We start from the raw sequence: 26,773 nt of genomic DNA on the forward strand, positions 1-26,773 counted from the left end.
ATTCCTGGATTGGAAAGCGTCGCGTTCGATTTTTTGAGACTGCGGGTTTAGCGGGGGCGCTTCCTTTGTCACGAAAGACGGTGTTTTCATCGGCTGGTTTGCCGGAGCATCTTGGCGCCTATGAGGGATTGCACAGGATTACCTACAATTCCAGCGACCTGATCGGCGGCGAACAAATCCAGAAGGAGCAATGGATCTCATCGCTGACATCCGGTTACGCCCGTCTGCGTGCCGATCCGGCCATCGGCAGATCGTTCGAAGGGGAGCTCAGGATTGTTCGAGCTAGCGACGTTTCGGTGGGCACGATCCACGGCACTGTCAAATCGATATCGAGAACCACTGAAGACATTGCTGCTCAGAGCACCAACAATGTCGTGTTGCTTCTCAATGCCGGACACTCCCCGCCCAGCGTCGACCAGGCGGGAAGGAGCGTCGATCTGAGTCCAGGCGCGTCCGTTCTTGTCGAGCAGAGCGCTCCCTCAATCATCCGAGTGAGCGACGGGCAATGCGGCCTGATCGCCGTGCAGACCGATCGCGAACGCGTGCGTCAGCGATATGCAGGGTTTGAGGATCGCCTGATGACCGTCGTGTCGAGCTCCATGATGATCAACGCCCTTCTTCGTGCCTATGTCGGCGTTCTGGCCGATGAGAAAGAAGCCGAGTCTCAACTGACCATGCAGTTCGTGGCCGATCATATTGCCGACCTGATCGCCGCCACCGCTTCCATTGCCACACCGGTGACGGCGCACGACAACGCGGACGCGCGAGGTCTACGTGCGGTACGGACGCAAGCGATTCTGACTAAAATTCGCGGTGGCTTCACCGATCCGGAAATCTCCGCGCAAGGTATCGCAAAAGAGCTCGGCCTGTCGGCGCGCTATGTCCAGGATCTGCTCCAGGAAACAGGCATCAGCTTCTCCGAGCGTGTTCTCGAACTACGCCTGCAGAGAGCGCACAAGATGCTCTCGCAACGGCACAACGACGCCATGCGCGTCAGCGAAATCGCGCTGATAAATGGCTTCAGCGATGTGTCCTACTTCAATCGCTGTTTCCGCCGCCGCTTCGGCTACACGCCATCGAGCGCGAGATAGATCCGGACATCGGCCGGCACGGCCCCCCTCACTTCCCCTGCCCCTTCAAAAATTGCCCGAGCAGATCAACCGGCAGCGGGAAGACCACCGTCGACGAGCGCTCGCCGGCGATGTCGTGCAGGGCCTCGAAATAGCGCAGCTGCATGGCTTGCGGCTCGGCCGCCAGCATGCGGCCGGCTTCGACCAGTTTCGCCGCCGCCTGCTGCTCGCCGTCGGCGTTGATCACCTTGGCGCGGCGCAGGCGTTCGGCTTCGGCTTGCTTGGCGATGGCGCGGACCATGCTCTCGTTCAAATCGACATGCTTGATCTCGACATTGGAGACCTTGATGCCCCAGGCATCGGTGCGCTGGTCGAGGATCTCCTGGATGTCGTTGTTAAGCTTGTCGCGCTCGGCCAGCATCTCGTCGAGTTCGTGCTTGCCGAGCACCGAGCGCAGCGTGGTCTGCGCCAACTGGTTGGTGGCGGCCATGAAATCCTCGACCTGGATGATCGCCCGCTCGGCGTCGACGATGCGGAAATAGAGCACGGCGTTGACCTTCACCGAGACATTGTCGCGCGAGATCACGTCCTGCGGCGGCACGTCCTGCACCACAACGCGCAGGTCTACCCGCACCATTTGCTGGATGAAGGGGACGAGGATGATGAGGCCGGGACCCTTGACCGCCGTGAAGCGGCCGAGCGTAAAGACCACGCCGCGCTCATATTCCCTCAGGATGCGGATGGCGGCCGCAAGGAACATGATCACGGCCACCGCAACGACCAGATAGGCCACGTAACCGACCATCATCTTATTGCTCCGTTGTTGTTCGCGTCGCGGCGGCGCACCGTCAGCACGAGGTCGCCGACATCAGTCACCTCGACGCTGTCGCCGGGCGCGACGGGCTCGTCGGCCCTCGCCCGCCAGCGCTCGCCTAAGGCCAACACATGGCCCTCGCCGCCCTGCCAGTCGAGGATCTCGACGGGCAGGCCGCGCATGGCCTCGCCGCCGACGCGCGGCGGACTTTTGCGCGCCGCCCAGACATAGGTTCCGGTGAGCAGCGCCAACCCCAGCGTCAGCGCGGCAGCGGGGCCGATGACGGCCCACGACATGGCAAAGCCCGGACCCTCGACCTTGAGCAGCAGGGCGGAGCCCAGCAGGAAGGCGGCGACGCCGCCCAGCCCGAGCACCACGGTGGGATTGAACGCCTCGATGGCAAGGAACGCGATGCCGAGCAGCATCAGCGCCAGGCCCGCATAGTTGATCGGCAACAGGTTGAGCGCATAGAGGCCGAGCACCAGGCAGATGGTGCCGATGACGCCGGGGGCTACCGCGCCCGGGCTGGTGAACTCGAAGATGATGCCATAGACGCCGACCAGCATCAGGATCACGGCGACGTTCGGATCGGTGATGACGGCGAGCAGCCGGATGAACCAGCCCGGCTCCAACGTCTCGACCGGCAGGCCGTCGGTCGCCAGCACCTGCTTTTTACCGGCCACGTCGACGGTGCGCCCATCGGCAAGCTTTAACAGCTCGGCGGTGTCGCGGGCGATGAAGTCGATGACATGTTCCTGCAGCGCGGCGCTGGCCGAAAGGCTCGCCGCCTCGCGCACCGCCTTCTCGCCCCAGTCGCCATTGCGGCCGCGCAGTTCGGCCAGCGAGCGGATCAGCGCAACCGCGTCATTGGTCACCTTGGCCATCATCGCGTCGCCCGGAGGTCGCCCGGTGGCGTCCTTCTGGTCCTTGTCCTTCTCGCCGCCCGGAAGCGACGGCAGCCCGCCGAGTTCGACCGGCGTCGCTGCGCCGAGATTGGTGCCGGGCGCCATCGCCGCGACATGGGTGGCGTAGAGGATGTAGGTGCCGGCGCTGGCCGCGTGGCCGCCGGCCGGCGCGACATAGCCGATGACCGGCACCGGCGAGGCCAGGATGTCGGCGATCATCTCGCGCATCGAGGTGACCAGCCCCCCCGGCGTGTTCAGTTGCAGGATGAGGACCGCTGCGTCGCGCTTGGCGGCGGTGTCGAGCGCCTCCTCGAGCTGCCTGGTGCTGGCCGGCCCGATGGCGCCGTCTATGGCGACGCTCAGCGCCACCTTCCCGCTCCCGGTCGAGGAGAAGGGAGAAACGACAGCCGCGGCCAAAAGAGCAGCGGCAAGAAGGGCCACCCGCGCGAAGATCACGCTCAAAGCTCCATGGTGAAGATATGGGTTGTATCTTGGTGAAGTCCAATGAGGGCATGTGGCGGGGGAGATCGGCTGTCACTGCCCTTAGCCAATCTCGGTGCTGCCACTCCATCAATTGCCCTGTATGATCCTGCCGCTACGAGTGTCTCGATGGGGGGAAATCATGCGAAGCGTATTGGCGGCATTCATCGTCTTGGGCGCACTGCAAGCCACGCAGCCGGCCAATGCCGCATCCTGCGGCTGGAGCGCGAAGATGGAGGAGGACGAAGGCGGCAGCGTGCTGACGGCCTCGGTGTGCGGCGGGCCGAATGGCGGCGCGCATCTGATGCTGACCTGTTTCGGCAAGCCGACGCTGAGCTACGATCTCGGCGAGGCCGGTCCGCAGCTCGAGCCCGGCATAAAGGCCTCGTTCGCGTTCAAGGCCGGCGGCAAGACGGTGACGAAGACGCTCGTGCTCGAGGCGATGTACAATTACTTCACAGCGCAATTCGGCAGCGCCGACCCGCTGCTCGCATTGCTGCGCGGCAAGGGCGAGGTCATTGTCACGTCCGACAAATATGGCGAGAACAGTTTTTCGCTTAACGGATCGAGCGCGGCGATCGGCAAGGTGCTGGCCGAATGCGGCAAGGCTTCCGGGGACGCGGACTGAAGGCGGCGAGAGGCCGAGAACAAGCCTCAGGCCGCGCGGCAGCGAAGCTGCCATCTCCCCGTCGAGGCCCGTGAGGGGGGATTGCGCCAAGGAGCGCGGACGCAACCGATCGACGCTCGCCGCACCCCGAACCGACTTGCGGTTTTCGTCGCAATTTCCCTGAAGTTTCGCCGGGGCATCACGATCTCCAGTCTGGCGCCAACTATCCTCGGCCTTGCTGTCACAGTGACAGTTCGAGACGGAGATCAAGGCCATGACCACGATCGTTTCCTTCTTCATCGGCGCCACCGCCGACAACCGGCGCCAGGCCTCCCCTTCCCGGCTCTACCGGCTCGCTTGCGCCGCGACATCGGCGCTGTTGTGGCTGCCGCGTTTCTGGAAGACGCGCGGCGAGCTGGCAGTGCTCGCCGCCATGAGCGAATGCGAACGCCGCGATATCGGCCTCACAGCCTTCGACGTCGAGAACGCGCTGACACTGCCGGTCGACCGCGACCCGACCGAGGTGCTTGCGAAGGTCGTGGAGGACCGCCGCCAACGCCGCGAATTCTGAGCGCGATGCTTTAGGGCCGGGCGCCGGCGATCCGATCACTCTGGCAGGCCGGCCTCGCGCAGGCCGGCGGCGATGCGTTCAGTCGTGCCCGCGTCGAAGGGCGAAGCGTCGCCAACCCTGGCAATGGTGAGGCCCGGGCAGGTTTCCATGAGCCTGCGGCAAGCGTGCCGTGCCTCGTCCTTGCGACCGGCATGAACCAGCGCGGTGACCAGCAGGCGCAGTCCCCACCAGGTGCCCGGCTGCTGGCTAAGGCCGCGCTGCGTCAGCGCCACCGCCTCGTCATAGCGCGCGGCGACGAAATGCGCGGCGCCGATGCCGATCTCGGCCATGTAACCCATCGGGTCGCGCGGGCTCAGCCGTTCGAAATGCTCGAACTTTTCGATCGCCGCCTCGGGCCGTTCGCGATAGACGTCCAGCCAGGCGCTGCGCAGCCAGGCCCAGGCGGAATTCGGATCGAGCGCACGCGCCCGCGCCAGATGCATGTCGGCGACATCGTAGTCGCGGGCAAAGGAATGCGCCGCCCCGAGCACGGCAAGGACCATCGGATCGTCGCCGGAGAGCGCCGCCCCCTTCTGCGCCAGGCGCAGGCCCTCTTCCCGAGAAGCGGCGGGCGTTTCGGTCCAGCGGTAGCCGGCGCGCTGCAGATGGCACCAGGCAAGCAGCGAAAGCGCCAGCGGATAGTCCGGCTCGATCGCGATCGCACGTTCAAGCAGCGTGCCGGCCCCCTCGTTCTGCGCGCGCTCGAGCGACCAGGTGAGCGGAAAGGCGCGCAACACGTAGTCGTAGGCGGCGAGGCTTTCCGGCCGCTTGCGCCGCGAACGCTCGATCTCGGCCGACAGGATGGAGGGCTGGATGGCGCCGACGACACTCTCCGCAAGCCGGTCCTGCAGGTCGAACACATCGGCCATGGTGCCGTCGTAGCGGTCGGCCCAGATCGTCTTGCCGGAACCGGAGTCGATGAGTTGTCCGGTGAGGCGGATATGATCGCCGGCCTTGCGGACGCTGCCAGTCAGGACGTAGCGCACGCCGAGTTCGGCTCCGGCCCGTTTCACGCCGTCGGCCTCGCCCTTGTAGGCGAAGCTCGAATTGCGGGCGATGACGAACAGCCAGCGCATGCGCGACAGCGCCGTGGTGATCTCGTCGACCATGCCGTCGGCAAAATAGTCTTGCGCCGGGTCGCCGCTGAGGTTCTCGAAGGGCAGCACCGCGATCGACGGCCTGTCGTCGGCGGTCCCCTCCCCGGTCGCGGTGGCGACCCGATCCTCGAGGCGGCGCACGCGCTCTTCGTCGATCACATAGCCGCGCCGCAGCACGGTGCGGATCAAGCCATCGGCCTCGGCGCCGAGCGCCTTGCGGATGTCCTTCATGCATTGGGTGAGCGAATCGTCGGAAACGGCGACGTTCGGCCAGACCGCATTGACCAGCTCGTCCTTGCCGATGACGCGGCCGGCATTTTCCAGCAGGCAGGTAAGCAGCGAAAGCGACTTGGCGCGCAGGTCGACGTCGAGCCCGCCCCTCTGCAGCCTGCCCCTGTGCAGATCGAGCCTGTGGCCGGAGAATTCGAACGTCGTCATGTCGCCCCTCGAGGAGACGTCAACCAATTCGATCCGCGCGACGGCTAGCGATCGATCAAAGCCCTCGCATGCTCGAAGACATCATGCCTGTCCCCCGACATCAAGGCTTTCGCCCACTGAAGATGGCGTGGCCGGCGAAGAGCCAGGCGCAGTCGACTTCGGTGAAGCCCGCTTGCGCAAGCCAGGAAAGCTGCTCGGCCAGCGAGGACGGTTTGTCGATCGGCTCGCCGTCCGGGTTACGGAAATAGTTCCAGCCCAGGCGATTGAATTCGGCGAAGGCGGCGAGATCGCCGTCGATCGCCAGCGCCCGCGTGCGCACCGCCTCGTCCCATTGCCGTGCGGCGATGTCGAGCCCGCTTGCGGTTGGCGGGCGCACGATGTCGGCCACCACCAGCACGCCGCCGGGCTTGAGCGCCGCCGCCAGATCGGCAAACAGCTCCTGCTTCTGCCGGCCGTCGAGATGATGGATTGCGAGCGAGGAGACGACCGCATGCGGGGGCTCGGCAAAGCGCCGCCAGTCGCGCTGCGCCAGCTCGAACGCGGCGGTGGTCAGGCGCCCAGCTTGGTCGCGGCAGGTGGCCCGCGTCTGCTCCAGCATTTGCGCCGAGCCATCGAGCGCCAGAACATGGCAGTCGGGAAAGCGCTCCAGCAGCGCGCGGCTGAGCAGCCCCTCGCCTGGGCACAGCTCGACCAGCAGGTTGCCCGGTGCGGGTTGCGGAATGAGGTCCGCGATGATCCCGATCTGGCGTTCGCGTTCCGGCACGAAATAACGCCCGTTGTCCAAAAAGCCGCGAGAATGGTTCTCGTCCCAATGTGCCGTGCCTTGCGCCTGCGCCATGTTGCACCCTTTCCTCTTCGACCCAGTCTGCACGGCACCCGCCCGGCCGTCGTGATGGCAGGCTGAAATTCGGCTGAGATTGGCGGGACGGAAGCTGCATGGCGGCCGAAGCGCGACGGCGGCGATACGCAATACCCAAGGCGAGGCGGCAAGCGATGCAAGCCGCCCGGCCATCGCGCCCCCGGGCTTCGGTTGCGTTGCTGTGCATCGTCTTGCCCTGGCGCGCCATGACGCAATTCACACAGGCGAACCGGCAAAATCGCCGCCCGCCCAAATACACCCAAAAAAAGTCAGGTTGATAATGCTGGGCGGAAAAAGTCCAGCCGGCGAAAGGCAAGCCGATTCAAGCGCATAGGCGGGGGCTGCCGCATCGGCAACAGGGGCGGTCGAAAAGCCCGAAAAACCGGCTTTTGCTGGCCTTCAAGGACAGCAAGGACGCGATCGCGCGGGTCTGCGGCAACGGTCCGCCAGGGTCAAAAACCGGCGTTCGGGCGCCCGGCTGGCGGCGTTGACAGGCGACGCCGCCGCTGGATATGCCGAAGCCACTGGTCACGCCATAACCGGGGGCTGTTGGGGACGGACGGGGTTTCAACAGCTTGGCGGGGGCGCCGGACGGGCTGGTACACGCATGGTGTACCGCCCGCTCCTGGCCGGTCTTCCAAAACGCAGATTTTAACCGCGTCGCAAGCGCGCGCACTCCGCCCTTGCGTCTTGGCCGCCGATTGACCATCCTCATTGCGTGCAGCGTCTCCAGCCGGAGGCGTGGCAGGGTGTTTGGCGCATGGGGGTCATGCGTGGGGTTATGACGCGGTTGGGGGATCGCATATGCCAACGCTTTACGCGTTGAAGCCGGCCTTCCAGGCGAGGTTGCGGCCGCTGGCCGACCGGCTCGCCGGAGCCGGCGTCACCGCCAACCAGATCACGCTTCTCGCCGCCGGCATTTCGGTCGCGACCGGGGTGGTGACGGCCGTCTTCGCCGCCCATCCCGTCGTGTTCCTGCTGATGCCGCTGGTGCTGTTCGCGCGCATGGCGCTCAATGCCATCGACGGCATGCTGGCACGGGAGCATGGGCAAGCATCAAAACTCGGCATGTATCTCAACGAACTCTGCGACGTCGTCTCTGACCTGGCGCTGATCCTCGCCTTCGCCGCCCTCTTCCCGGCTTCGGGCGTGATCGCCTTCGGGATCGTGGCGGTCATCGTCGAATTCACTGGTGTGCTCGGCATCGCCGCGGGGGCGGCGCGCGACTATGCCGGGCCTTTCGGCAAGAGCGACCGGGCGCTGGCGCTCGGGGTCATCGGTTTCCTCGTCGCCTTCGGCCTGTGGCCGGCGGCGCTCACGCCTTTCATGTTTCCGGCGTTCGCAACACTGTCGCTGGCGACCGCCATCAACCGGATACGCAGCGGCCTTAGAGGAGCAGTCGAGCATTGACCGACCTCGGGGGCAACACCATGATCCATCAGCAGAATATCGCCGCGGCAGCACCCACGAGCGTCGAACGGGTGGTCGAGGAGCGGACCTTCAGGACCCATGACGGCACCGAGATCTTCTATCGCTACTGGCCGGCGGTGGGTGACAAGCCCAAGGGCGCCGTCCTTCTCTTCCATCGCGGCCACGAGCATGGCGGCCGCATGGCGCATCTGGTCGACGAGCTCGCCATGCCGGGCTACGCCTTCTATGCCTGGGACGCGCGCGGCAACGGGCGCTCGGCAGGCGAGCGCGGCTACGCGCCGTCCTTCGCCGCCCTTGTGCGCGACATCGACTGCTTCGTGCGCGAGATCGCGCGTGACGGTTTCGGCCAGCGCGATCTGGCACTCATCGCGCAGTCCTTCGGGGCGGTGCTCGCCGCTGCCTGGGTGCATGACTACGCGCCCGACATCCGCGCGCTGGTGCTCGCCTCGCCGGCCTTCTCGGTCAAGCTCTACGTGCCCTTCGCCAAGGAGGGCATCGCGCTCTGGCAGAAGCTCAAAGGCCGCTTCTTCGTCAATTCCTACGTCAAGGCGAAATTCCTCACCCATGATCCGGAGCGCATCGCCTCCTTCGACGCCGATCCGCTGATCACCCGCCCGATCGCCTCCAACATACTGGTCGAGCTCTACGCGCATGCCGCCCGCATCGTTGCGGACGCGCGCGCGATCACCGTGCCGACACAGCTGCTGATCTCGGGCGCCGACTGGGTGGTGCGGCACGGCCCGCAGCACGAATTCTTCGTCAATCTGGCGAGCCCGGCCAAGGAGCGGCACGTGCTGCCCGGGTTCTTCCACGACACGCTCGGCGAACGCGAGCGCAAATACGCACTCGACCTGATCCGGCCATTCCTCGAGAAACAGTACACGACGCCCGAGAAGCCCGCCGATCTGACTGTCGCCGACCGCGCCGGCTACACGCGCGACGAGGCCGACAAGCTTGCCTCGCCGCTGCCGCTGTTGTCGCCCAGGGGCCTCTACTGGGCGATGAGCCGCGCCTTCATCCGCATGGGCTCCTGGTTCTCGACCGGGCTCAAGACCGGGATTGCCACCGGCTTCGATTCCGGCTCCACGCTCGACTATGTCTATGAAAACGAGGCGCGCGGCGTCAGCCATGTCGGCCGCATGGTCGACCGCACCTTCCTCGATGCCATCGGCTGGCGCGGCATCCGCCAGCGCAAGCTTCATCTGGAAGAGCTGATCGCCAGCGCCACGGAGCAGCTGAATGCTGCCGGCCGGCCCGTGCACATCCTCGACATCGCCGCCGGCCATGGTCGCTACGTGCTCGATGCCGTCGCCAAATGCGCCGTGCCCCCGGCAAGTGTCAGGCTGCAGGACTATTCCCAGCTGAATGTCGGGCTCGGCACCAGGCTGATCGCCGAGCGGAACCTGCCGACCAGCGTCACGTTCCGCCAGGCCGACGCCTTCGATACCGGAATGCTGGCCGGGCTGAAGCCGGCGCCGGACCTCGCCATCGTCTCCGGGCTCTATGAGCTGTTCGCGGACAATGCACTGATTTCCCGCTCGCTCGGCGGATTGGCCGGCGCCATGCAGCCCGGCGCGCTGCTGATCTACACCAACCAACCCTGGCACCCGCAGCTGGAGATGATCGCGCGCAGCCTGACCTCGCATCGCGGCGGCCAGGCCTGGGTGATGCGGCGGCGCACGCAAAGAGAGATGGACCAGCTGGTGAAGGCCGCCGGCTTCGAGAAGATCGACCAGCGCATCGACCAGTGGGGCATCTTCACCGTCTCGGTCGCCCGGCGCGTCTGAGGAAGCCGTGCCCGCCGCCGACCCTGCCCCAGTCCCCATCGCGACCGAGCGGCCGAAGGATAAATTCGGCGCCATCCTGCTGCGCGCGGCGCTCTGGCTGGCGCTGCTCGCGCCGCTGTTCTACTCGACCTACGGCTTCGCCAACTGGCTGGCGTCGCGCCGCGACGACGTCGGCAGCATCGTCTTTGGCTGGGAACGCGACATTCCGTTCATGGCCTGGACGATCGTGCCCTACTGGTCGATCAACCTGTTCTACGGACTGTCGCTGCTCCTCAACGACAGCAAGCGCGGCGTCGACCGCCTTGCCGGCCGCTATCTGACGGCGCAGGCCGTCGCGGTGATCTGCTTCATCCTGTTCCCGCTCAAGGCCACCTTCGTGCGGCCGGAGACATCGGGCCTGCCGGGATTCCTGTTCGCGGTGCTCGGCGGTTTCGACAAACCGTTCAACCAGGCGCCGTCGCTGCACATAGCGCTGCTGGTGATAATCTGGGATCACTGGCGGCACAGGCTGACCGGAATCGCGGGAATTATCTGGCATGTCTGGTGCTTGCTGATCGGAGCCTCGGTGTTGACGACATGGCAGCACCACTTCATCGACATTCCGACCGGCGCGCTTCTCGGCCTGTTCGCTGTGTGGCTCTTCCCGCGCGAGGGCGAGCTGCCGTTCGCCGGCTTCCGGCTGACCGCCGACAGGAGAGCGCGGCGGCTGGCGCTCTTCTATGGGCTGGGGGCGGCGCTGCTGCTCGCCAGCGCGGCCGGCGGCGCACTTGTGTCGCCGATAGCCCTCGTGCTGCTGTGGCCGGCGCTGGCGCTTGCCATCGTCGCCTTTGCCTATGCCGGGGCCGGGGTGAAAGTGTTCCAGAAATCGGCCGACGGCAGTGTGCCGCTCGCCAGCCGCCTGCTGCTCTGGCCCTACCGTGTCGGCGCGAAAATCAATCTCTGGGCCTGGACGCGCACGCTGCCGCCCCGCGTGCCGGTCGCCGACGGCGTCTTCCTCGGCCGCTTCCCGACGACGGCCGAAGCTAATGGCTTCGGCACGGTGGTCGACCTTGCCGCCGAGTTGGAGCGGCCGGCTCGCGCGTCATGCCGATGGATCAGCCTTGCCGTACTCGACCTGATGCCGCCAGCCGAGAAGGAACTCTCCGAAGCGGTGCAGGCGATCGAGGCGGCGCGCCGGCAGGGCACGGTGCTGATCTGCTGCGCGCTCGGCTTCCAACGCAGCGCTACCGTCGCCGCCGCATGGCTGGTCGGCACCGGCCGCTCGCACACTGCAGCGCAGGCGCGCAAACTGCTCGCCGCCTCCGGCCGACCGGTGCACATTCAGGCCGGGGAAGCTGCATGAGCAGCAACCCCTATCAGGACAAAGCCGGCGCGTTCGCCGCCGGACTTATACTGCAGGCGGCATGGCCACTGCTGGCGGTCGCTGCTTGCCTGCTCGCCGCGCCGGTGATCGGGCTGGCGGCCGCGCCGCAGGTGACACCGCTATCGGCGGCGGCGTGGCTGGTGGCTGCGGCGGCGGCTCTAGCTACCCTCGCCTTCATCGCGCTTATCCTGTTCGATGCGCTGTTGTTCCGGCTGATGGCGAGCCATGACAGCGAGGTTTCGGGCGGCGGCGCGGTCGACGATTTGCTCGCCCGCATGCGGCTGAAGCCGACGCCGGCCCAGACGCGATCGCTCGACCAGCGCATAGCGGGCACGCGCCGGCTGCTGACAAAACAGCGCATAGCCTTTGCGGTGTTCGCGGCAGCGTCACTGATGGCGGCATTGCTTTGAGACTTCGATGACAAAACTCCACATCCGCGCCAACACCTTCACCCTCCTGCAGACCATCACCTCGGTCGGCCTGTCGGCGATGGCCTGGGTGGTGACTGGGGTCAGGCCGATCTGGAACGGCAGCCAGCCGTCGGAGCGGCAGCGCATCTATTTCGCCAACCATGCCAGCCATGGCGACTTCATCCTGCTCTCGGCCTGCCTCAGCGAGAAGGTGCGCGCCCGCACCCATGCGGTTGCCGCGGCCGAATATTGGGGCAAGTCGCGGCTGCGCCGCTACATCGCCGAGGACATGCTGTCCTCCGTATTGATCCATCGCCAGTGGACCGACGAGGCCGAGAACCCGATCAACATCATGCTGTCGGTGCTTGACCAGGGTCATTCGCTGATCCTGTTCCCCGAGGGCACCCGCAACACCACCGACGAGCCGCTGCTGCCGTTCCGCTCCGGCCTCTACAATCTCTCGATGGCGCGGCCGGAAGTCGAGCTCATCCCGTGCTGGATCGAGAACATGTCTCGGGTTCTGCCCAAGGGCCAGTTCCTGCCGGTGCCGCTTTTGTGCCGCGTCGTCTTCGGCCCGGCTGTCACCATCGCGCCCGGCGAAGAGCGCCGCGCCTTCCTCGAACGCGCCCGCCAGACGCTGCTGGCCCTCGACCCCCGTCCGGACCGGGACGACTAGACCATGATCCCAAAAAGTGGCTCCCGGTTTTTGGAAAAGACTATGGTCAAACAAAAAGACAGGGCCGGAGGCCCGAAATAATGCCGCTGCCGCCGATACATGAAACCATGATCCTGATCGCCGGCCTGGTCGCCGTGCTGTCGACGGCCAGCGTCACCGCCGGCATATTGTCGTGGCGGGCGCCGAAGCCGCTGTCGCCGACGCTCACCAACCTCACCCAGCGCATCAACGCCTGGTGGGTGATGGTGGTGGCGATCACGGTCGCCTTCTTCTTCGGCCATGCCGGCATGACCATCCTGTTCGCGCTGATCTCGTTCGCGGCACTGCGCGAATTCGTGACGCTGACGCACAGCCGGCGCAGCGACCACTGGGTGCTGCTCGGCATGTTCGCCATCATCATTCCGTTCCAGTACTGGCTGGTGTGGACGGCCTGGTACGGGCTCTTCACCATCTTCATCCCTGTCTACTGCTTCCTGCTGATGCCGGCCATCACCGCGCTCAACGGCGACACCGAGCGCTTCCTGGAGCGCGTCTCGGCGCAGCAATGGGCGATCATGATCTCGGTCTACTTCGTCAGCCACGTGCCGGCGCTGCTGACGCTGAACGTGCCCGGCTTCGAGGGCCGCAACCTGCTGCTCATCGCCTTCCTGATCATCACCGTGCAGGGCAGCGACGTGCTGCAATACATCTTCGGCAAGCTGTTCGGAAAACATCTGCTGTCGCCGAAGGTGTCGCCTTCGAAAACCTGGGAAGGGCTGGTCGGCGGGCTTGCGGCGTCGAGCCTGCTCGGCGCGCTCTTGTCCTTCCTGACGCCGTTCTCGCCGCTGCAGGCCGCCGTCGTCGCCCTCGTCGCCTGCCTGATGGGCTTCCTCGGCGGCCTGGTCGCCTCGGCCATCAAGCGCGACCAGGGCGTGAAGGACTGGGGCCATCTGATCGAGGGCCATGGCGGCATGATGGACCGCGCCGACAGCCTGGTCTTCGCCGCCCCGGTGTTCTTCCACACGGTGCGGTATTTCTGGTCGGTGTGAGGAGCCGCAAAGCCCGGCCGATACGCGCCCGCGCCCCTAGGCTAGCCGGGGCGCGGGCCGATCGGGTGTCCCCGATTACAGCACCGTAGAGGCCGGTGCTGCTGTGCGACCAGGCAATAGACGGACCGCCGGGTCTATTAAATAAGTTATAGTTCGGAGAGATCGTTCATCGGGCAGCGACGCGATGGCCCCCATCCCCCCAGGATTGGCAGGGTCGGCACCGGCCTTCACCCGCCGCCGCCGGCGAGGAGCCCTATCCCGAATGCCTTAGCCAATGCCGGTCGAAGATATCGAGGATGGCACGGAACTCGGCCGGCGGGACCTGGTTGGCAACGTCACTGTCGCCGATCAGGAATTGCGCGAGCTGCCGGTCGACGAGCCCGGGCTGATCGATCGACATGCCGAGCGCGGCCAGATCCTCCGCGATCGACTGGTCCGGCAGGAGGTAGCCGCCCCAGGCCGCTGCGTCGGGCGCCGGGTCGCGCAGGCGGATGATGAGGATCCTGGTGATCGAGGGCTGCGGCTCCGGGCCGATGATCGAGCTGCCGCACATGTAACCGCCGAGCACGCTGCCCGGCTGCGACTGCGGGAACAGGCAGAGGAAGAACTGGGCATCGCCGCCGCTTTCCTTCAGATGCGCATAGAGGCCGCGCTTTGCCGGCGTGACCGGCCCGCCAAGCAAGAGCTGGCCCGTCGGCAAGGATTCGCGATAGGCAGCGCTCAGGCTGTGCGCGCCAGGCCCCGGCTCGATCGACAGGTTGCCCCTGATCAGCTGGCCGCGATAGTAGGGCGAGAGCGCGCGCGAATAGCATGCATAGGTTCCGGCGAGCGCCAGGCCGACGCTTTTCTCGTCATGCGCGGTGGCCTCGAACTGTGCGGCGGCGCGGCGTTCGAGCTCGGCTCTGTCGACGCCGTGGCGGGAGGCGATGGCAGCGGCGAACTGCGGCAGGTCGCTGTCGGCGATCCAGGCCCCCGGCTGCTCCAGGCGAAGCAGCTTCGCCCAGTCGTCATAGACGGCGTACTCGCGCGGCTGGGCGCGGCCCTGCAGCCATTTGTCGGCGCGGCCGAGATCGAACGCGGTCTTCGGATTGACGGCCCGGAACGCCGCCGCCAGCTCCTTGCGGGTGACGGTGCCGAGCAGGGCCGAGGTCAGCCGGAGTTTTTGCGCGATATGCTGTGCCATGCGGCCGCCGTCCCTGGGCCTGTTCCATCCCGGTCGACCGGAATGGCTCGCCCCTTTTCGAGCACGGCCCCGGTCCGGGATCGTGCTCCCATGCCAGCTGCTAGCCATAGCATGCGCCGGCACGTCCTCCCATTGTACTTTTCCACAAGCTAATATTCCAGGAATTCCAAAGAATTCCACGGCGTTCCGCACGCGATCCCTTTCCGGTCCGGCGCCTGGCGCTAAGCTCGCCGGCGCTAGGGGAAGGCCACGAGGAAAAGCGGAATTGGCTCGGGCAGACCGCCCAACGCCTCCGCATTCAGGCAGGGAGGAACCGACATGAAGCTCGTTCTGTCAGCGCTGCTCGTCGTGCTTGCGCTGGCGCAGGCCGCGGAAGCCAAGAAGAAAGTCCCGGTGGCGAAGGACGACGCGAAGGTCGAGGCGACCCGGCCGCCGCTGGACAACACGGCCACAGGCGGGATCACGCCTGCCGGCGCCAAGCCGGCGACGACCAACCAGGATGGCTACAATTCGATCTATCCGCCAGCAATCTACCTGCATTTCTAGCCCTTGGCGGGGCGGCAGTGGCGCGGGGATCAACGATCCTCGCGCCACTGCGGACGCAAACTCCCGAGGGCTCGCTTTCGCCGACCCGAGGCAACCGCGCCCTCAGCCGGCGACCGCGGCCGACGCCTTCTTGCGCGCCGGCTGACGGCGGGGCGGGCGGCGCTTGGCGGCGAGCTTGAGGACCACCGGCGGTTCGCCGGACAGCGCGCCGTTGACGGCATCGACCATGCCATAGGCGACGAAGTCGGCATTGAGGTCACGGGCCTCGGCGCTGGCGGCCTGCCGGTCGCCATTGCCGGTTTCCGACCAGAAGACGATGCCAACCCTGAGCTTTGGCCGGCGGCGCTTCAGCCGCCGCACCAGGAAGCGGGCATGCTTGACGGAATCACGGTCGAGGAAGCCGATGACGACCGCGTCGAGCGCATCGAGCTCGAGGCGGCGCACGCCGCCGGGCTCGAGATCGGCGAAGCCCGCCTTCGTCGCCTCGGCGCCCTGCACTTCTAGCACCTGCGCCAGCATGGCGGCGGCGGCATCATCGAGCTCGCCGCGGCCGCCGGCGCACAGAACCGCAATGCCGGTTCCATCCGGGAGATTGACCTCTTCGGCCTCGTCGACCTCCTTGTCCTCGCCAGGCTTGCGCTCCGACGCCTTGCGTTCGCCGGCCTTGTCATCGCCTGAGGCGGCGGCTTCCGGCTCGTCCTCTTCCTCCTCGGCTTCCTGCTGGGCACTGTCGTCGAGGTTCGCCACCAGGGTCTCGGCGCTGCCGGCCAGCAGCCGCCGCTGCTCGTCGTCGAGAACGCCGCGCATGCGGTCATGCTCGCCGAGCAGCAAAGCGGGGATCGCGACCTTGTCGTAGAACTCGAACAGATATTTGTCCTCCAGGAACTCCTCGGCATGGTCGGTCGCCTCGTCCGGATCGCCGGCCAGCAGCCGCTGGTAGAGCCGGGCGTGCGGCTCCAGCACCGGCTCGTTGCCGAACAGCACGTCGAGGAATTCGAATTGCGGCACATGGCGGCCGAGCACGACCAGGCAGACGGTGAGCGGGGTGGACAGCACCAGGCCGAGCGGACCCCAGAGCCATGTCCAGAAGATCGCGGCGACGATGATGGCGAGCGGCGACAGCCCGGTGCGCGAGCCGTAGAGCCAAGGTTCGATCACGTTGCCGGTTATCAGTTCCATGACGATGAACAGGGCCGCCGTCCACAAGAGCAGAGCCCAGCCGGGCGCCACGGCCAGCGCCAGGAACAGCGGCAAGAGCGCGCCGATGATCGGGCCGATATAGGGCACGAAGCGCAGCGCCAGCGCCAGCATGCCCCACAAAAGCGCATTGGGGATGCCCAGCACCCAGAGCCCGATGGTGATCGGCACGGCGTAGACGATATTGACCACCAGCTGCATCAAAAGATACTGGCCGACACGCTTGCCGGCATCCTGCAGCGCCTGCGTGGTGCGGTGCAGGTCGCCATAGCCGACGAGACGGATGAAGCGGTCGCGCAGATCCTCGCGCTCCATCAGCATGAAGATGACCACGACGATGACCAGGCCGGCCGAGGCGAGCGGGCTGAGCAGCGGCGCTACCAGGTTCTGCAGCACCTCGAGCGGCTTTTCGTGCGCGACGATCTCGACCGGGATCGGATCGCGTTTGGGCGTCTCGGTCGCCGAGGGCAGTTGCGGCTCCTGGCGCTCGATCTCCTGGCCGACGCGCTCGATCACTCCGCTCAGCCTGGCGATGATGCCGCCGCCGAGGCCGGTTTCCTTCAGCGCGCGGATCTTGGTCAGGATGTTGATCTGGTAGACGGGAATGTTCTGGGCGAGATCGCTGACCTGCGTGGCGACGACAAAGGAGAACATGGCAAGCGCCGCGAAGGCGCCGAGCACGCTGGCGATGACGGCCGGAAGGCGCGGAATGCCAACGCGCTTCAGCGCGGAGACCAGGGGCGCCAGGGCGAAGGTCAAAAGCAGGGCGACGGCGATCGGCAGGAACACCTCGCGGCCGAAGTAGAGCGCCGCCACTGTCGTGACCACCGTCGCGACCGTGGGCAGCGCTGTGCGCGGATGCGCCCTCGACGCAGCCAGAAGACCAACCAGCCCGGATCCCGACGGGCGCGTGCCGTTTTGCCGATTCACCTGATGCCTCCGCCCAACGAGGAGCATGATCAGCGATATTTCGCCGGCGTGCAACGCACGGCGCGGCCACCCTGATGACTGCCTCTCTGTGGATTAGCAAACGCGCAGATTGCGCTTATGTTGCAGGGCGTTGTCGCAATAGCCGTAGGCGGCGCCGAAGTTGCGGCGGCGGCCGAGATGCCAACGCTCACGGCCTCTACAGTTGGCGGTTCGGATGGCGGGCGGAGATACCCGCCATTGTTGTGAGGACGGAGCGCCCGTGCGCTCTCGTTCCAGCTACTTAACCGGGATCATGAGATGGGCGTAGGGTGTGCCCGGCCACATGACATAGGGCTTGGACGTGTCGGGCTTTGCGTCCGTCGGATAGCCCGCCATCATGTCCATGGCGTTGACGATCATCACATGCGGACCGGTCTCTACCCAGTTGTTGCCTTCCGTGGGCGCTGTCGCATAGGGATCGGTGTTGCTGCCGTCGGTGCCGCCGGACAGCATGTACATGAAGCCGACCTTGCCCTTGGGCGGATCCTTCTTTTGCAGCCAGGCCATCGCCCATTCCATCGAGTTGGCGTCGCCGCACATCGGGTCCGGGCCAGGCGAGGCCGGGTTGTCCGGCATGCACCAGAAGCCGCCTTTGCCCTCGCGCAGGGTACGCATGTTGCCCTTCTCGTCCATGGCGTAGACCGCGGCGCCGCTGGCCACTGCAGCCGGCGCGGCTGACTCGGCGCTCTTGATCAGCGCAGCGTCATCGGCGGCTGCGCCTTGCATCTCAATCAAACTGGCTGCTGCCAAAAGCGCAGCGACCGTCAGAAGCCGTTTCATGGCCGTTCTCCGGTTCGAGTTGATCTGTTGTGCATGATGTCGGACGCACGGCACTTCGGGGCCGTTTGTCGGTGGTCAAATGCTAGCAGATCGCACGTTTCCGGACAACGTTACTTAGCGCAGCCTAACGTACAGAGCGCTGTGCGCCGGCTCGACGCTGGCCGACCCGCCGCCACTCTCGCATGACTGGCGACGCGCCCGCATCAGCCGACCCGAACGACGAAATGCTTGGTCACCGGCTCGATGATCTTCCAGGTTCCCTTGAAGTCGGCCTCGACGACGAAGGCATCGCCCGGCCCGACCTCCACAGGTGCGCCGCCGTCGGGAGTGATGATGATGCGGCCGGCGATCATGTGCACGAATTCATAGTCGGTGTAGGTGGCATGGTAGGTGCCTGGCGAGGCGCGCCAGGTGCCCGAGATCACCTTGCCGTCGGCGGTGGTGTGCTGCACGGCGGTCTGCATGGTCGGCCTGCCCTCGACGACGACCCAGCCCGGCAGGTCGCCGGCCTCGGCATGCTCGATGGCGCCGAATTTGAGGATGGTTTGGTCGGTCATGATGGGCTCCGTTCCAGCCGGCATTGGCTGAGGGTGCATAGACGATGCGCGAAGCATGGGCAACGCGCAGGCCGACCGCGCGTGTCGGATTTGGCGAAGGTCCAGGTGAGAGCGTCCTTCTCCCCGTGAGCGGGAGAAGGACGCTGATCTCCACTTATGTTGCACCGCGTTAAATATGTTGCATTGCGATATCCGCGCTCAGGGTCGAGTCTCGCCCGTGGGTGGGCTGCCAACGACCAGCACGAGGCGTCGTCTTGACAGCACAATTCCCGGCCTCGGCATCGTTCCGGCCCGACATCGAGGGCTTGCGCGCGCTGGCAGTGGCCGGCGTCATCGCTTATCATTTCGGGCTCACCGCGCTCCCCGGCGGCTTCACCGGTGTCGACATCTTCTTCGTCATTTCGGGCTACCTGATCACGCGTCATCTCGTCACCGAGATCAACGAGACCGGGCGGCTCGACCTCTGGCGCTTCTACGCCCGGCGCGCGCGCAGGCTGCTGCCGGCTTCGCTGTTCGTCATCCTCGCGACGCTGGTGGCCGGCGCCTTCATCCTGTCGCCGGAGGAGCAGTCGCTCTATTCCAAGGGCGCCATGTTCGCGTCGGCCTACATGATCAATCTGTGGCTGATCCGCTGGTCGTTCGACTATTTCGCGTCCGACGCCGCCAACAACCCGTTCATCCATTTCTGGTCGCTGTCGGTCGAGGAGCAGTTCTATCTGGCCTGGCCGGCGCTGCTGGTGCTTGCCGCGTGGCTGAAGCCCGGCAAGCGGGCGGTGATCCTGGTGATCGGGTTTGCCGGTCTGGTGTCGTTTGCTGTCTGCGCCTGGCTGACCACGGTCGCCCAGCCCTGGGCCTTCTATTTCTCGCCGCTCAGGGCCTGGGAGTTCGCCGCCGGCGGGCTGGCCACGCTAGCCCCGGCGACATTGTGGCGCGAGCGCCGCGGCCTGAGCGCCACCATGGCCTGGCTCGGGCTGGCGCTGATTGCGATCTCCTATCTTTCTTTCAGCGAGGATGCCCCCTTCCCCGGTCTGCTGGCTTTGGTGCCGGTGACCGGCGCCGTCCTCATGCTGCTGGCGGGAGCGGCCGGCGCGAGCAATGGCCCCAGCGCCGTGCTCGCGCTGCCGCCCTTGCAGTGGGGCGGCAAGCTTTCCTATTCGCTCTATCTCTGGCACTGGCCGGTCATCGTCTATGCCGGCATGCTCACCGCGGAACTTTCTACCGTGCAGCGCCTTGTCTGCCTGGCGCTGACGCTGGTGCTGTCGGCCTTCACCTATCACGTCATCGAGAACCCTATACGCCGCAATGGCTGGCTTATGGCCAATGCGGCGCGCGCGCTGGTGCCGGCCGTCCTCCTGACCGGCACCGGCGTTGCGGCGGCCTACGCCAATGCGCGGCTGGCCGTGCATGATCTCGACCCCGAACAGCGCGTCATCGCCGAAAGCGCGGCGCGCCCTTCGACCGCGCGCGCCAAGGGCGGCTGCGTGCTCGATTTCGAGACCGTCAAGCCCAAGCCCTGCGTGTTCGGTGCCAAGGATGCCGAGGGTTCGGTCGTGCTGTTCGGCGACTCGCATGCCGACCATTGGTCGACGCCGCTGATCGAGGCGGCAAGCAAGAACAACTACCGCGTCGTCACCTATCTCAAATCCTCCTGCCGAGCCTCACGGGTCACGACCTGGAACTGGCGGCTGAAGCGCGACTACACCGAATGCGACCGGTGGCGGGAGCAATCGGTCAAGGACATCATCGCGCTGCATCCGCGCATGGTGGTGATCTCGGAATTCTCGATCGGCAACGTGATGAAGGAATCGCCCGAGGAACTGAGGCACGCCGATTGGAACGAGGAATGGAGGGCCGGCCTGCACTGGACGCTCGCGGCATTCAGCCGGGCCGGGATCAAGGTCGCGGTGATCAGGGACGTGCCCTATAATGGAAACTATGTCGACAAATGCGTGGCACGGGCCTTGTGGCGCGGGCAGGCACCTGAGGTCTGCGATACGCCTAGGAACATGGCGGCGAACGACGACATCGCCGCGGCGGAGCGCGATGTCGTGCGCAGCGTGCCCGGCGCCACCTATGTCGACCTGACCAGCCAGTTCTGCGACAGCACCACCTGTCACGTCTTCATCAACGGCAAGCTCGCCTACCGCGATCGCCATCACCTGGCGACGCCGTTCGCGGAATCGCTGGAACCGGTGATGGAGAAGACGGTGCTACGGGTGATCGGGAGCTAGGACGGGTGGCGAAGGTCATCCAATGACCCAGGCAGGACCAGGGGCGCTCCAGACGTCCGTTTCATCGAGACTTGGCACACCCGCCAAATCCAACAAGCCTATTTCACCGCGACGACCCTGCCCGCCGGGTCGAGGCGGCATCCTACCCGCGCTTGCCGGACCTCGATGCCACCTTGTCTTGCATAGTCTATGCGCACCTCAATCGGTGCGGTGAGCGCGCCGAGACGATGCCGGCGCAAGGGACCTGCGCTGGCTGCGTGCACGCGCACGGCACCAAGCGGCACCGCAGCCGATTTGATCGCCTGGCGGCAGACGCGAACCACGGCCGGCGGGGTGCCGGGTATCACCTTCAGCGGCGCCAGAGGCTGCAGTACGGGATAGCCTTTTTTGCTTTGCCCGAGCGTGTCGCGACCACCTCTGGAGGGCCAAAGGCTGTGTGGCAGGACGATTGCGTATCGCGCGCCCCTGGGCACGACAATGGCAGCCTTCTTCTTGCCGGCAACGGCACCCGCCGTCCCTGTGGTACTCCCCAAAGCAGTGCTCGCTCCGGCGGTGCCCGCTGGGCCATCAACTGATTGGTCTCCCGCGTCGACGCCAGCCGAAACGCCGCCGCTTACGCCGCCGAGGCTGGCGCCCGCCCCAACGTCGGCGCCGAGCGATCCGTTGCTTGTGCCGAGCGACCCTCCAACATCTGCTCCTCCCAGCCCGTCGACGCTGGTGCCAACTCCAACGGAGGCGCCGTCCGAGCCAGCGCCCACACCAACACCGACCCCGATACCGCCGACCGTGCCTCCAACGCCCACGTCAACAGCCGAAGCAGGCCCGATCGCAACTGCGATCGCCAATGCGGTAGCCAGATACCGGCGCATCACCATAATCCTGACGCCGAGCGCAACGGCGCCCGCGTCGGCAGCAACGCGGCGGGAAGCGGAATCGTCGCCACCGGAACCGGTTGCCGTGACTTGCGGGCGGCCACTTTTCGGATCTCGTGCTCGTCGGGCGCACGGACTGAACGAGCCCGCTTCCCTGCAAGGCGTGGACCAGCTCCATCAGCGTCGCGTGCTTTGGGAGCGGGCTCGACGCGCTGGGCGCGAGGCGCATCGGGAGCTTTCAGGACGTCGATCTTGTTGCGCGCCGCGGTGAGGTTGCGGGCCAGGCCAACGGCCCTTTCGCGTTGTTGCTCCAACGCCGCGGAAAGCCGGGCCACTTCCTCCTTTGCCGCATCGCGATCCTGATTTGCAGCGCTGAGATCGAGGGCGAGGGCATCTGCTCTTTCGCGTTCCAGTGCGAGCGCTTGCTCGGTTCGCTTTGCAGCGGCCTCGGCAACTTGCCGGCCCTGGATGTCGACGGCTTGCGCAGCCGCCGCCAGTTTTCCCCTTGCCGTCACAGCATCGAGAGATTGATGCGCCGCGGCGAGATCGCCTTCCAACCGCTCGACCTTCTGCCGCTCCTCGTCAAGCGCGCGCCTGGCTGCTGCCAGCGAGGCTTCCGCAGCCTGCTGCGCTCCGAGTGCGGCGGCTCTTTCGCGGTTCGCGAGAACGGCTTTCTCCTGCAGGCTTTCTACTTCGCTCTGCGCCAGTTCCAGATCCCCCGCCAGCCGTTCGGCTCGTTTCTGCTGCTCTTCAAAGGCCCGCCCTTGAAGAACCGGGGCGTCTGCGACCACACGCGCCGGCAAGCCGGTGTCAGCACGTGCGACCAACGCATGCTGCTCGCCAGCAAAGGCTTGCGCCGCTTGACCGGTTCGCGCGGGTGCATTGGTTTCCTGAAGCGATCGATTCTTCGCCGCTTCGAGATCGACCGGCGCCGCTGCTCGCGATCGTCGGCGCTGGACGGTCGTGACGGGACGCACGTCGAAGCCACTTCTGGCCTGCAGCCGATCGTCAATCAGTTTTGCCAGGTCATTCTCACGCAGACCCGCAGCCACTACCTGCCCAATGACCGGAAGATGCAGCGTCCCGGCCGCATCGATCGTAAAGGCACCGTTGAGCTCCGCGCCCGCGACGCCCGCGCGGAAGACGCCCCACCCCGCAACATTCACCTCAACAGTGTCTTGAGGGCCGAGCCTGTCGTCAGTCCCTGACTGACCTCTTGCCGGGGCGCTGCATAGCAGGATGAGACAGAGGGGGATGAGGCTCATCGCGGCGCCGCGCGACCTTTTGCGGGAGCCATGAGACGAGGTCGCCATGGTTGAGACTTGTCGGTCACCCTCGGGAAATGCTGGACCGTGGTCCGCTTTGGGCCTCTGGATAGGATCCATGGCTGGATCTCCATGCCTCACTGGCCGCGCGCGACCCGCGCACCGCGCTTACGGATACCGCAACCACCACGTGAGCCTAACAAAGTCGATCCAGCATGGTGAGTACCAAATAGAGCGTAGTCAGCCCCACTCAATTGAGTAAATTGGCGTCATGTCTACTGATCGATATTGACGCGACAGCCTCATAGGAAACGGACTTGTGCCACCTGTACTTTTCCCACCTGCCGGGTGAGAACCGGACATTGGCGAACGGCGGTTTCTGACCCGAAGCGCATCTTGGCGACGACCGGTGCGCGGCTGTCCTTCTTCCAGATCAGTTCAGCCGGTGTGTGCTGGCCGCGCCAATTGTGAGACCTCAGACGGTTTCGAGCCGGCTGAACCGAACCGGGATGAGTTTCCGGGTCTTGATCTGCCCTGCCGCGTCCTTGTCGATGACGGTCAGAAACTGTCCTTCCTCTGACTCCAAAGGCAGGACCAGACGACCCGCCGGCGTGAGCTGGCTCAGCAAAGCCGGCGGCGCCCGCTCAGCCGCCACGCTAACCAGGATCTTGTCGAATGGGGCGTGCTCGGGCCAGCCGCGAGACCCGTCTCCGACACGAATGGCGACATTGGAGAAGCCAAGGTCCTGCAGCAGAGCCTCGGCATGGCTTGCGAATTCCTCGATGATTTCAACACTCCAAACTTGTCCGGCGAGTTCAGCGAGGATTGCGGTCTGATAGCCAAGGCCGGTTCCGATCTCGAGCACTGACTCGTGCGGCTCGGGAGCGAGCAGATCGGTCATCAGCGCGACCATGAAGGGCTGCGAGACGGTCTTGCCGAATCCGATCGGCAGCGGCATGTCCTGATAGGCATAGGGCGCGACCGATGATGGCACGAAGAGATGTCGCGGCACCTGCCCCATCGATGCCAAGACCCGCTCGTCGAGCGTTGCTTTGCCGAGTTCTTCGCTTGTCAGGTCGGCATGGATCGCAATCATCTCGATCATGTGCCTGCGCAGAACCGCAAGATGCTCTTCGGTCATCGGTTTCATAGGGGTGGGCCTTCCTCGACCAGCCTGATAGCTATCCCGTTCCTCTTGGCACAGCGACGCTCGCCATCATTCCGGTGGGGCGAAACGGTCATTCGCAAACGTCCACCGCGCTCGGCATAGCTGGCTGACGCGCGTTTCGTTCGGGCCAGCAACGCCGGAACAGATCGAGCGGTTCCGGGAAAATGGCGTGTGCATACCGCCAGGCGGCAAGGCGGGGCTCAACGTGGACCGCGGTGTCGTCGTTGCTGCGCTTCAAGCGCGGACCGGTCGCGCCGCAAAGACGCAACTAATTCCTGTCGCCGCCGGTTTCCTTCGCCACCTTCACCTCAACGGTCATGTCGAGGAAACTCGAAGCGCTGCCGGAATAGCTTCCCGAAAGAGGGATGGCTTGCCGGGGGTGCCTGGCCACGGCAACCCTGATCAGATCCCGGTTGCCGACTATTCCGTTGGTCGGATCGAACTCGATCCAGCCGGCCCCGGGCAGGTAGACCTGGCACCAGGCATGCGTCGAGCCGCCGCCGCGCACCTCGGCGCTGTCGCGGCCCGGCACATAGACGTAGCCGGTCACGAAGCGGGCGGCAAAGCCGAGCGAGCGAACCGCTTCCATCATGAACAGCGCAAAGTCCCGGCATGTGCCCTTGCGCAGGTGCAGCGTCATCAGCGGCGGTTGCGTCCCGGTTTCGAAGCGACGGGAGTACACGAAGCTCTCGTGGATGGCGTAGCAGAGCGTCATCAACAGCTTACCGGTTTCGGTGTGGCCAGCGGCGCCGACGAACTGGCGGGCCCATTTGCCGACCTCGTCACCTTCGTCGGGATGATGGCGCTCAATCGTCTGCGCGAGGTCGGCCGCCTCGTCGGAATCGTAAGAGAACGGATAATTCAGCGCGGCTTCATCGATGCGGAAATCTGGCGCGTGCTGGGGCGTGTGATCGAGCCGAATGTCCGTCGAGAAATGGAGTTCATTGGCCGAACCCGTGAATTCGATCACCGCAACGCAGTTGCCAAAAACGTCATGGATCCAGCGTACCTCCTTCGGCTCGGGGTCGACCGACAAAGAGTGGTCGAGAAGCCGCTGATCGAAACTGTCGCGCGGCCTGAACATCAGCCGGTGCTCGCCAAAACTCACCGGCTGGCTATAGCGATAGACGGTCGTGTGCTTGACTGAAAAGATCGGCATCGGCGTCCGCGGCAAATTCACCCTGCGGCGCAATCATATAGCGTTTTGCGCATACATCCGATGGTCCCCGCTCGAAGCCTGCCCGGAACGCTGGAGCCGTCGGCGGGAAGATGGTGCCGCGGGAGGTAAGGAGTTACTTCGGACGCGGATCGACGAGGTCCGTCCCGATCGACGGCAGGAGACCCGTTCGCCGTTTCGCGACGGCCTCCGCCAGCGCGAGCGCGGCGGCGCGCACCTCGCTCTGCACGGCACGGTCGGCATCAAGATCACGGTGGCTGGTCGCATAGGGCTGCCAGTAGCCGATATAGCGGTCGAGCTCTGCCTTCTCGCCAGCCGGCTCCAGCTTCATCGAGCGCAACCAGTCGGCAAGTCCGCGGCGGGCGTTTTCGGCACCTTCGGTGTCGCCGTGGACGACGACCGAGAACAGACGCCCGGCCAGATGGCGCGGATAGTCCCACCCGGCGAGCTCGGCACGTTTCGCCAAAGCGGCGTCCTTGCCCTGCGTCAGCGAGGGATCGGGATTGCCGCCATCGGCGCAGACGAGGCGATCCATCATCAGCTTCACCGGCGACGACGTCTGGTACCAGTTGACCGGGGTGACGATCATGATGCCGTGGGCCTCGACCCAAAGCGGATAGATGTCGTTCATCCAGTCGTGAATCTGGCCGAGCGAGTGGTTCGGATAGCAGGAGCACGGCCAATGGCAAAGTGCCGCCGCGGTCGAGAAGCATGCCTTGCAGGGGTGGATCGCACGGCCAAATTCCGAGGCGATGCGCGAGAGGTCGAGAACGCCGACCGAGAAGCCGGGCTTTCCCTCTATGGCCCGGCGCGCGATCTCGACAAGGCGAAAACTCTTGGACATCTCGCCCGGACACGTATGCTCGCTGCGCGAGGAGCCGTTGATGAGCAGGATGCGCGCCGGCGACGACGCGTCCTCGTATCGCTGCTGCGCCGCCTTCAAGGCCTCGCTGGCGGCGATCCACTCCACCGACAGCTCATAGTCCGGATCGTGAAAGCCTTTGCCGGCCTTGCGGGTGATCGGGCTCTTGCGCTCGTCCTTGTAGGCCTGCCAGGCGATCTCGCACAGGGTATCGACCGCTTGCGCCGCCGAAGCGAATGCGGGGTCATAAAACTGTCCGCGATAGCGATTCTTGAATTCGGCCTTGCTCAGGCGCGGGCTGGGCATCCCTTTGCGTGGAACGGCGGTGTCGGGATTTGCGCGCTTCGCCATCGATTGCCCTTTGCCCGGAGCGGGCCGGGTGGGACAAGAG

Annotated in this window: 24 protein-coding genes; 11 read left to right on the forward strand and 13 right to left on the reverse strand. The window is 65.7% G+C overall.

Translation table 11 applies throughout. The features are described 5' to 3' along the window. The first annotated feature begins 65 nt into the window (after positions 1 to 65). Positions 66 to 1,091 carry an AraC family transcriptional regulator gene (locus tag EN857_RS03480; RefSeq protein ID WP_135857992.1) on the forward strand — a complete coding sequence of 342 codons (1,026 nt, stop codon included), beginning with the start codon at positions 66 to 68 and terminating at the stop codon, positions 1,089 to 1,091. A gap of 28 nt (positions 1,092 to 1,119) precedes the next feature. On the opposite strand, the gene EN857_RS03485 is transcribed toward EN857_RS03480, so the two are convergent. Together EN857_RS03485 and EN857_RS03490 are read right to left on the reverse strand one after the other, a co-directional pair. Beyond that, a complete protein-coding gene (locus EN857_RS03485) occupies positions 1,120 to 1,878 on the reverse strand; it encodes a slipin family protein (RefSeq protein ID WP_127284425.1) in 759 nt (252 codons plus the stop codon). Next, a complete protein-coding gene (locus tag EN857_RS03490; RefSeq protein ID WP_128346659.1) occupies positions 1,875 to 3,245 on the reverse strand; it encodes a nodulation protein NfeD in 1,371 nt (456 codons plus the stop codon). Before EN857_RS03490 ends, EN857_RS03485 begins: the two co-directional genes overlap by 4 nt. A gap of 166 nt (positions 3,246 to 3,411) precedes the next feature. On the opposite strand from EN857_RS03490, the gene EN857_RS03495 reads away from it, so the two are divergent. After that, positions 3,412 to 3,897 carry a hypothetical protein gene (locus EN857_RS03495; protein ID WP_245493452.1) on the forward strand — a complete coding sequence of 162 codons (486 nt, stop codon included), beginning with the start codon at positions 3,412 to 3,414 and terminating at the stop codon, positions 3,895 to 3,897. Between the two features lie 253 nt (positions 3,898 to 4,150). After that, complete coding sequence (locus tag EN857_RS03500; protein ID WP_127392315.1) at positions 4,151 to 4,447, forward strand: hypothetical protein; 297 nt, start codon at positions 4,151 to 4,153, stop codon at positions 4,445 to 4,447. Between the two features lie 35 nt (positions 4,448 to 4,482). Here the strand turns inward: EN857_RS03500 and EN857_RS03505 are convergent, their stop codons facing one another. Both EN857_RS03505 and EN857_RS03510 read right to left on the reverse strand, forming a co-directional pair. Next, entirely contained in the window at positions 4,483 to 6,021 is a 1,539-nt protein-coding gene (locus EN857_RS03505) for a winged helix-turn-helix domain-containing protein (protein WP_127392316.1), read from the reverse strand. A 100-nt stretch (positions 6,022 to 6,121) separates the two neighbouring features. Beyond that, a complete protein-coding gene (locus EN857_RS03510; protein ID WP_187331173.1) occupies positions 6,122 to 6,859 on the reverse strand; it encodes a class I SAM-dependent methyltransferase in 738 nt (245 codons plus the stop codon). Positions 6,860 to 7,684: 825 nt separating this feature from the next. On the opposite strand from EN857_RS03510, the gene EN857_RS03515 reads away from it, so the two are divergent. The 6 genes from EN857_RS03515 to EN857_RS03540 all read left to right on the forward strand — a co-directional run bounded on the left by EN857_RS03515 (position 7,685) and on the right by EN857_RS03540 (position 13,575). Further along, positions 7,685 to 8,290, forward strand: coding sequence for a CDP-alcohol phosphatidyltransferase family protein (locus EN857_RS03515; protein ID WP_127393355.1), 606 nt, complete (start codon positions 7,685 to 7,687; stop codon positions 8,288 to 8,290). A 20-nt stretch (positions 8,291 to 8,310) separates the two neighbouring features. Next, complete coding sequence (locus tag EN857_RS03520) at positions 8,311 to 10,098, forward strand: bifunctional alpha/beta hydrolase/class I SAM-dependent methyltransferase (RefSeq protein WP_135858204.1); 1,788 nt, start codon at positions 8,311 to 8,313, stop codon at positions 10,096 to 10,098. Between the two features lie 37 nt (positions 10,099 to 10,135). Next, positions 10,136 to 11,440, forward strand: coding sequence for a phosphatase PAP2/dual specificity phosphatase family protein (locus tag EN857_RS03525; protein WP_127393358.1), 1,305 nt, complete (start codon positions 10,136 to 10,138; stop codon positions 11,438 to 11,440). Continuing rightward, complete coding sequence (locus tag EN857_RS03530; protein ID WP_127284432.1) at positions 11,437 to 11,871, forward strand: hypothetical protein; 435 nt, start codon at positions 11,437 to 11,439, stop codon at positions 11,869 to 11,871. Before EN857_RS03525 ends, EN857_RS03530 begins: the two co-directional genes overlap by 4 nt. A 7-nt stretch (positions 11,872 to 11,878) precedes the next feature. After that, positions 11,879 to 12,547 carry a lysophospholipid acyltransferase family protein gene (locus EN857_RS03535; protein ID WP_127284433.1) on the forward strand — a complete coding sequence of 223 codons (669 nt, stop codon included), beginning with the start codon at positions 11,879 to 11,881 and terminating at the stop codon, positions 12,545 to 12,547. A gap of 80 nt (positions 12,548 to 12,627) precedes the next feature. Beyond that, positions 12,628 to 13,575: a phosphatidate cytidylyltransferase gene (locus EN857_RS03540; protein ID WP_127284434.1), complete on the forward strand. Its 948-nt coding sequence runs from the start codon at positions 12,628 to 12,630 to the stop codon at positions 13,573 to 13,575. 253 nt (positions 13,576 to 13,828) lie between these two features. Here the strand turns inward: EN857_RS03540 and EN857_RS03545 are convergent, their stop codons facing one another. Further along, positions 13,829 to 14,758, reverse strand: a complete 930-nt coding sequence (locus EN857_RS03545; RefSeq protein WP_127284435.1) for a hypothetical protein — start codon at positions 14,756 to 14,758, stop codon at positions 13,829 to 13,831. Positions 14,759 to 15,076: 318 nt separating this feature from the next. Here EN857_RS03545 and EN857_RS03550 point away from each other — a divergent pair, with 318 nt between their 5' ends. Then, complete coding sequence (locus tag EN857_RS03550) at positions 15,077 to 15,304, forward strand: hypothetical protein (protein ID WP_127284436.1); 228 nt, start codon at positions 15,077 to 15,079, stop codon at positions 15,302 to 15,304. Between the two features lie 102 nt (positions 15,305 to 15,406). Here EN857_RS03550 and EN857_RS03555 read toward each other — a convergent pair whose 3' ends face one another. The 3 genes from EN857_RS03555 to EN857_RS03565 form a co-directional block, all read right to left on the reverse strand. Further along, complete coding sequence (locus EN857_RS03555) at positions 15,407 to 17,431, reverse strand: AI-2E family transporter (RefSeq protein ID WP_245493317.1); 2,025 nt, start codon at positions 17,429 to 17,431, stop codon at positions 15,407 to 15,409. Positions 17,432 to 17,707: 276 nt separating this feature from the next. Next, entirely contained in the window at positions 17,708 to 18,250 is a 543-nt protein-coding gene (locus EN857_RS03560) for a hypothetical protein (protein WP_127285050.1), read from the reverse strand. 203 nt (positions 18,251 to 18,453) lie between these two features. Further along, positions 18,454 to 18,807: a cupin domain-containing protein gene (locus EN857_RS03565; RefSeq protein ID WP_127285049.1), complete on the reverse strand. Its 354-nt coding sequence runs from the start codon at positions 18,805 to 18,807 to the stop codon at positions 18,454 to 18,456. Positions 18,808 to 19,061: 254 nt separating this feature from the next. Between EN857_RS03565 and EN857_RS03570 the strand changes: the two genes are divergently transcribed. After that, on the forward strand, positions 19,062 to 21,038 hold the full coding sequence (locus EN857_RS03570; protein ID WP_127285048.1) for an acyltransferase family protein: 1,977 nt from the start codon (positions 19,062 to 19,064) through the stop codon (positions 21,036 to 21,038). Positions 21,039 to 21,136: 98 nt separating this feature from the next. Here EN857_RS03570 and EN857_RS36285 read toward each other — a convergent pair whose 3' ends face one another. The 5 genes from EN857_RS36285 to EN857_RS03595 form a co-directional block, all read right to left on the reverse strand. Further along, positions 21,137 to 21,571: a hypothetical protein gene (locus tag EN857_RS36285; RefSeq protein ID WP_348627109.1), complete on the reverse strand. Its 435-nt coding sequence runs from the start codon at positions 21,569 to 21,571 to the stop codon at positions 21,137 to 21,139. A gap of 335 nt (positions 21,572 to 21,906) precedes the next feature. Next, the gene (locus EN857_RS03580; protein WP_127393113.1) at positions 21,907 to 23,295 is read right to left on the reverse strand and encodes a polysaccharide biosynthesis/export family protein; all 1,389 of its coding nucleotides are present in this window, start codon (positions 23,293 to 23,295) and stop codon (positions 21,907 to 21,909) included. 355 nt (positions 23,296 to 23,650) lie between these two features. Further along, positions 23,651 to 24,325 (reverse strand): protein-L-isoaspartate(D-aspartate) O-methyltransferase, encoded by a 675-nt coding sequence (locus EN857_RS03585; RefSeq protein ID WP_127393112.1) that lies wholly within the window; start codon positions 24,323 to 24,325, stop codon positions 23,651 to 23,653. A gap of 286 nt (positions 24,326 to 24,611) precedes the next feature. After that, entirely contained in the window at positions 24,612 to 25,502 is an 891-nt protein-coding gene (locus EN857_RS03590) for a transglutaminase family protein (RefSeq protein ID WP_127393111.1), read from the reverse strand. Between the two features lie 133 nt (positions 25,503 to 25,635). Continuing rightward, the gene (locus tag EN857_RS03595) at positions 25,636 to 26,733 is read right to left on the reverse strand and encodes a flavodoxin family protein (protein ID WP_127311146.1); all 1,098 of its coding nucleotides are present in this window, start codon (positions 26,731 to 26,733) and stop codon (positions 25,636 to 25,638) included. Positions 26,734 to 26,773: the final 40 nt, after the last annotated feature.

This window comes from Mesorhizobium sp. M4B.F.Ca.ET.214.01.1.1, assembly GCF_004791545.1.
Taxonomy (GTDB): Bacteria; Pseudomonadota; Alphaproteobacteria; order Rhizobiales; family Rhizobiaceae; genus Mesorhizobium; species Mesorhizobium abyssinicae.

What these genes read in the sequence shown, in the direction of transcription:
- EN857_RS03485 (WP_127284425.1), bottom strand. Translation starts at nt 1,878, where the DNA reads ATGATGGTCGGTTACGTGGCCTATCTGGTCGTTGCGGTGGCCGTGATC.
- EN857_RS03495 (WP_245493452.1), top strand. Translation starts at nt 3,412, where the DNA reads ATGCGAAGCGTATTGGCGGCATTCATCGTCTTGGGCGCACTGCAAGCC.
- EN857_RS03500 (WP_127392315.1), top strand. Translation starts at nt 4,151, where the DNA reads ATGACCACGATCGTTTCCTTCTTCATCGGCGCCACCGCCGACAACCGG.
- EN857_RS03505 (WP_127392316.1), bottom strand. Translation starts at nt 6,021, where the DNA reads ATGACGACGTTCGAATTCTCCGGCCACAGGCTCGATCTGCACAGGGGC.
- EN857_RS03510 (WP_187331173.1), bottom strand. Translation starts at nt 6,859, where the DNA reads ATGGCGCAGGCGCAAGGCACGGCACATTGGGACGAGAACCATTCTCGC.
- EN857_RS03515 (WP_127393355.1), top strand. Translation starts at nt 7,685, where the DNA reads ATGCCAACGCTTTACGCGTTGAAGCCGGCCTTCCAGGCGAGGTTGCGG.
- EN857_RS03520 (WP_135858204.1), top strand. Translation starts at nt 8,311, where the DNA reads ATGATCCATCAGCAGAATATCGCCGCGGCAGCACCCACGAGCGTCGAA.
- EN857_RS03530 (WP_127284432.1), top strand. Translation starts at nt 11,437, where the DNA reads ATGAGCAGCAACCCCTATCAGGACAAAGCCGGCGCGTTCGCCGCCGGA.
- EN857_RS03535 (WP_127284433.1), top strand. Translation starts at nt 11,879, where the DNA reads ATGACAAAACTCCACATCCGCGCCAACACCTTCACCCTCCTGCAGACC.
- EN857_RS03540 (WP_127284434.1), top strand. Translation starts at nt 12,628, where the DNA reads ATGCCGCTGCCGCCGATACATGAAACCATGATCCTGATCGCCGGCCTG.
- EN857_RS03545 (WP_127284435.1), bottom strand. Translation starts at nt 14,758, where the DNA reads ATGGCACAGCATATCGCGCAAAAACTCCGGCTGACCTCGGCCCTGCTC.
- EN857_RS03550 (WP_127284436.1), top strand. Translation starts at nt 15,077, where the DNA reads ATGAAGCTCGTTCTGTCAGCGCTGCTCGTCGTGCTTGCGCTGGCGCAG.
- EN857_RS03560 (WP_127285050.1), bottom strand. Translation starts at nt 18,250, where the DNA reads ATGAAACGGCTTCTGACGGTCGCTGCGCTTTTGGCAGCAGCCAGTTTG.
- EN857_RS03565 (WP_127285049.1), bottom strand. Translation starts at nt 18,807, where the DNA reads ATGACCGACCAAACCATCCTCAAATTCGGCGCCATCGAGCATGCCGAG.
- EN857_RS03580 (WP_127393113.1), bottom strand. Translation starts at nt 23,295, where the DNA reads ATGGATCCTATCCAGAGGCCCAAAGCGGACCACGGTCCAGCATTTCCC.
- EN857_RS03585 (WP_127393112.1), bottom strand. Translation starts at nt 24,325, where the DNA reads ATGAAACCGATGACCGAAGAGCATCTTGCGGTTCTGCGCAGGCACATG.
- EN857_RS03590 (WP_127393111.1), bottom strand. Translation starts at nt 25,502, where the DNA reads ATGCCGATCTTTTCAGTCAAGCACACGACCGTCTATCGCTATAGCCAG.
- EN857_RS03595 (WP_127311146.1), bottom strand. Translation starts at nt 26,733, where the DNA reads ATGGCGAAGCGCGCAAATCCCGACACCGCCGTTCCACGCAAAGGGATG.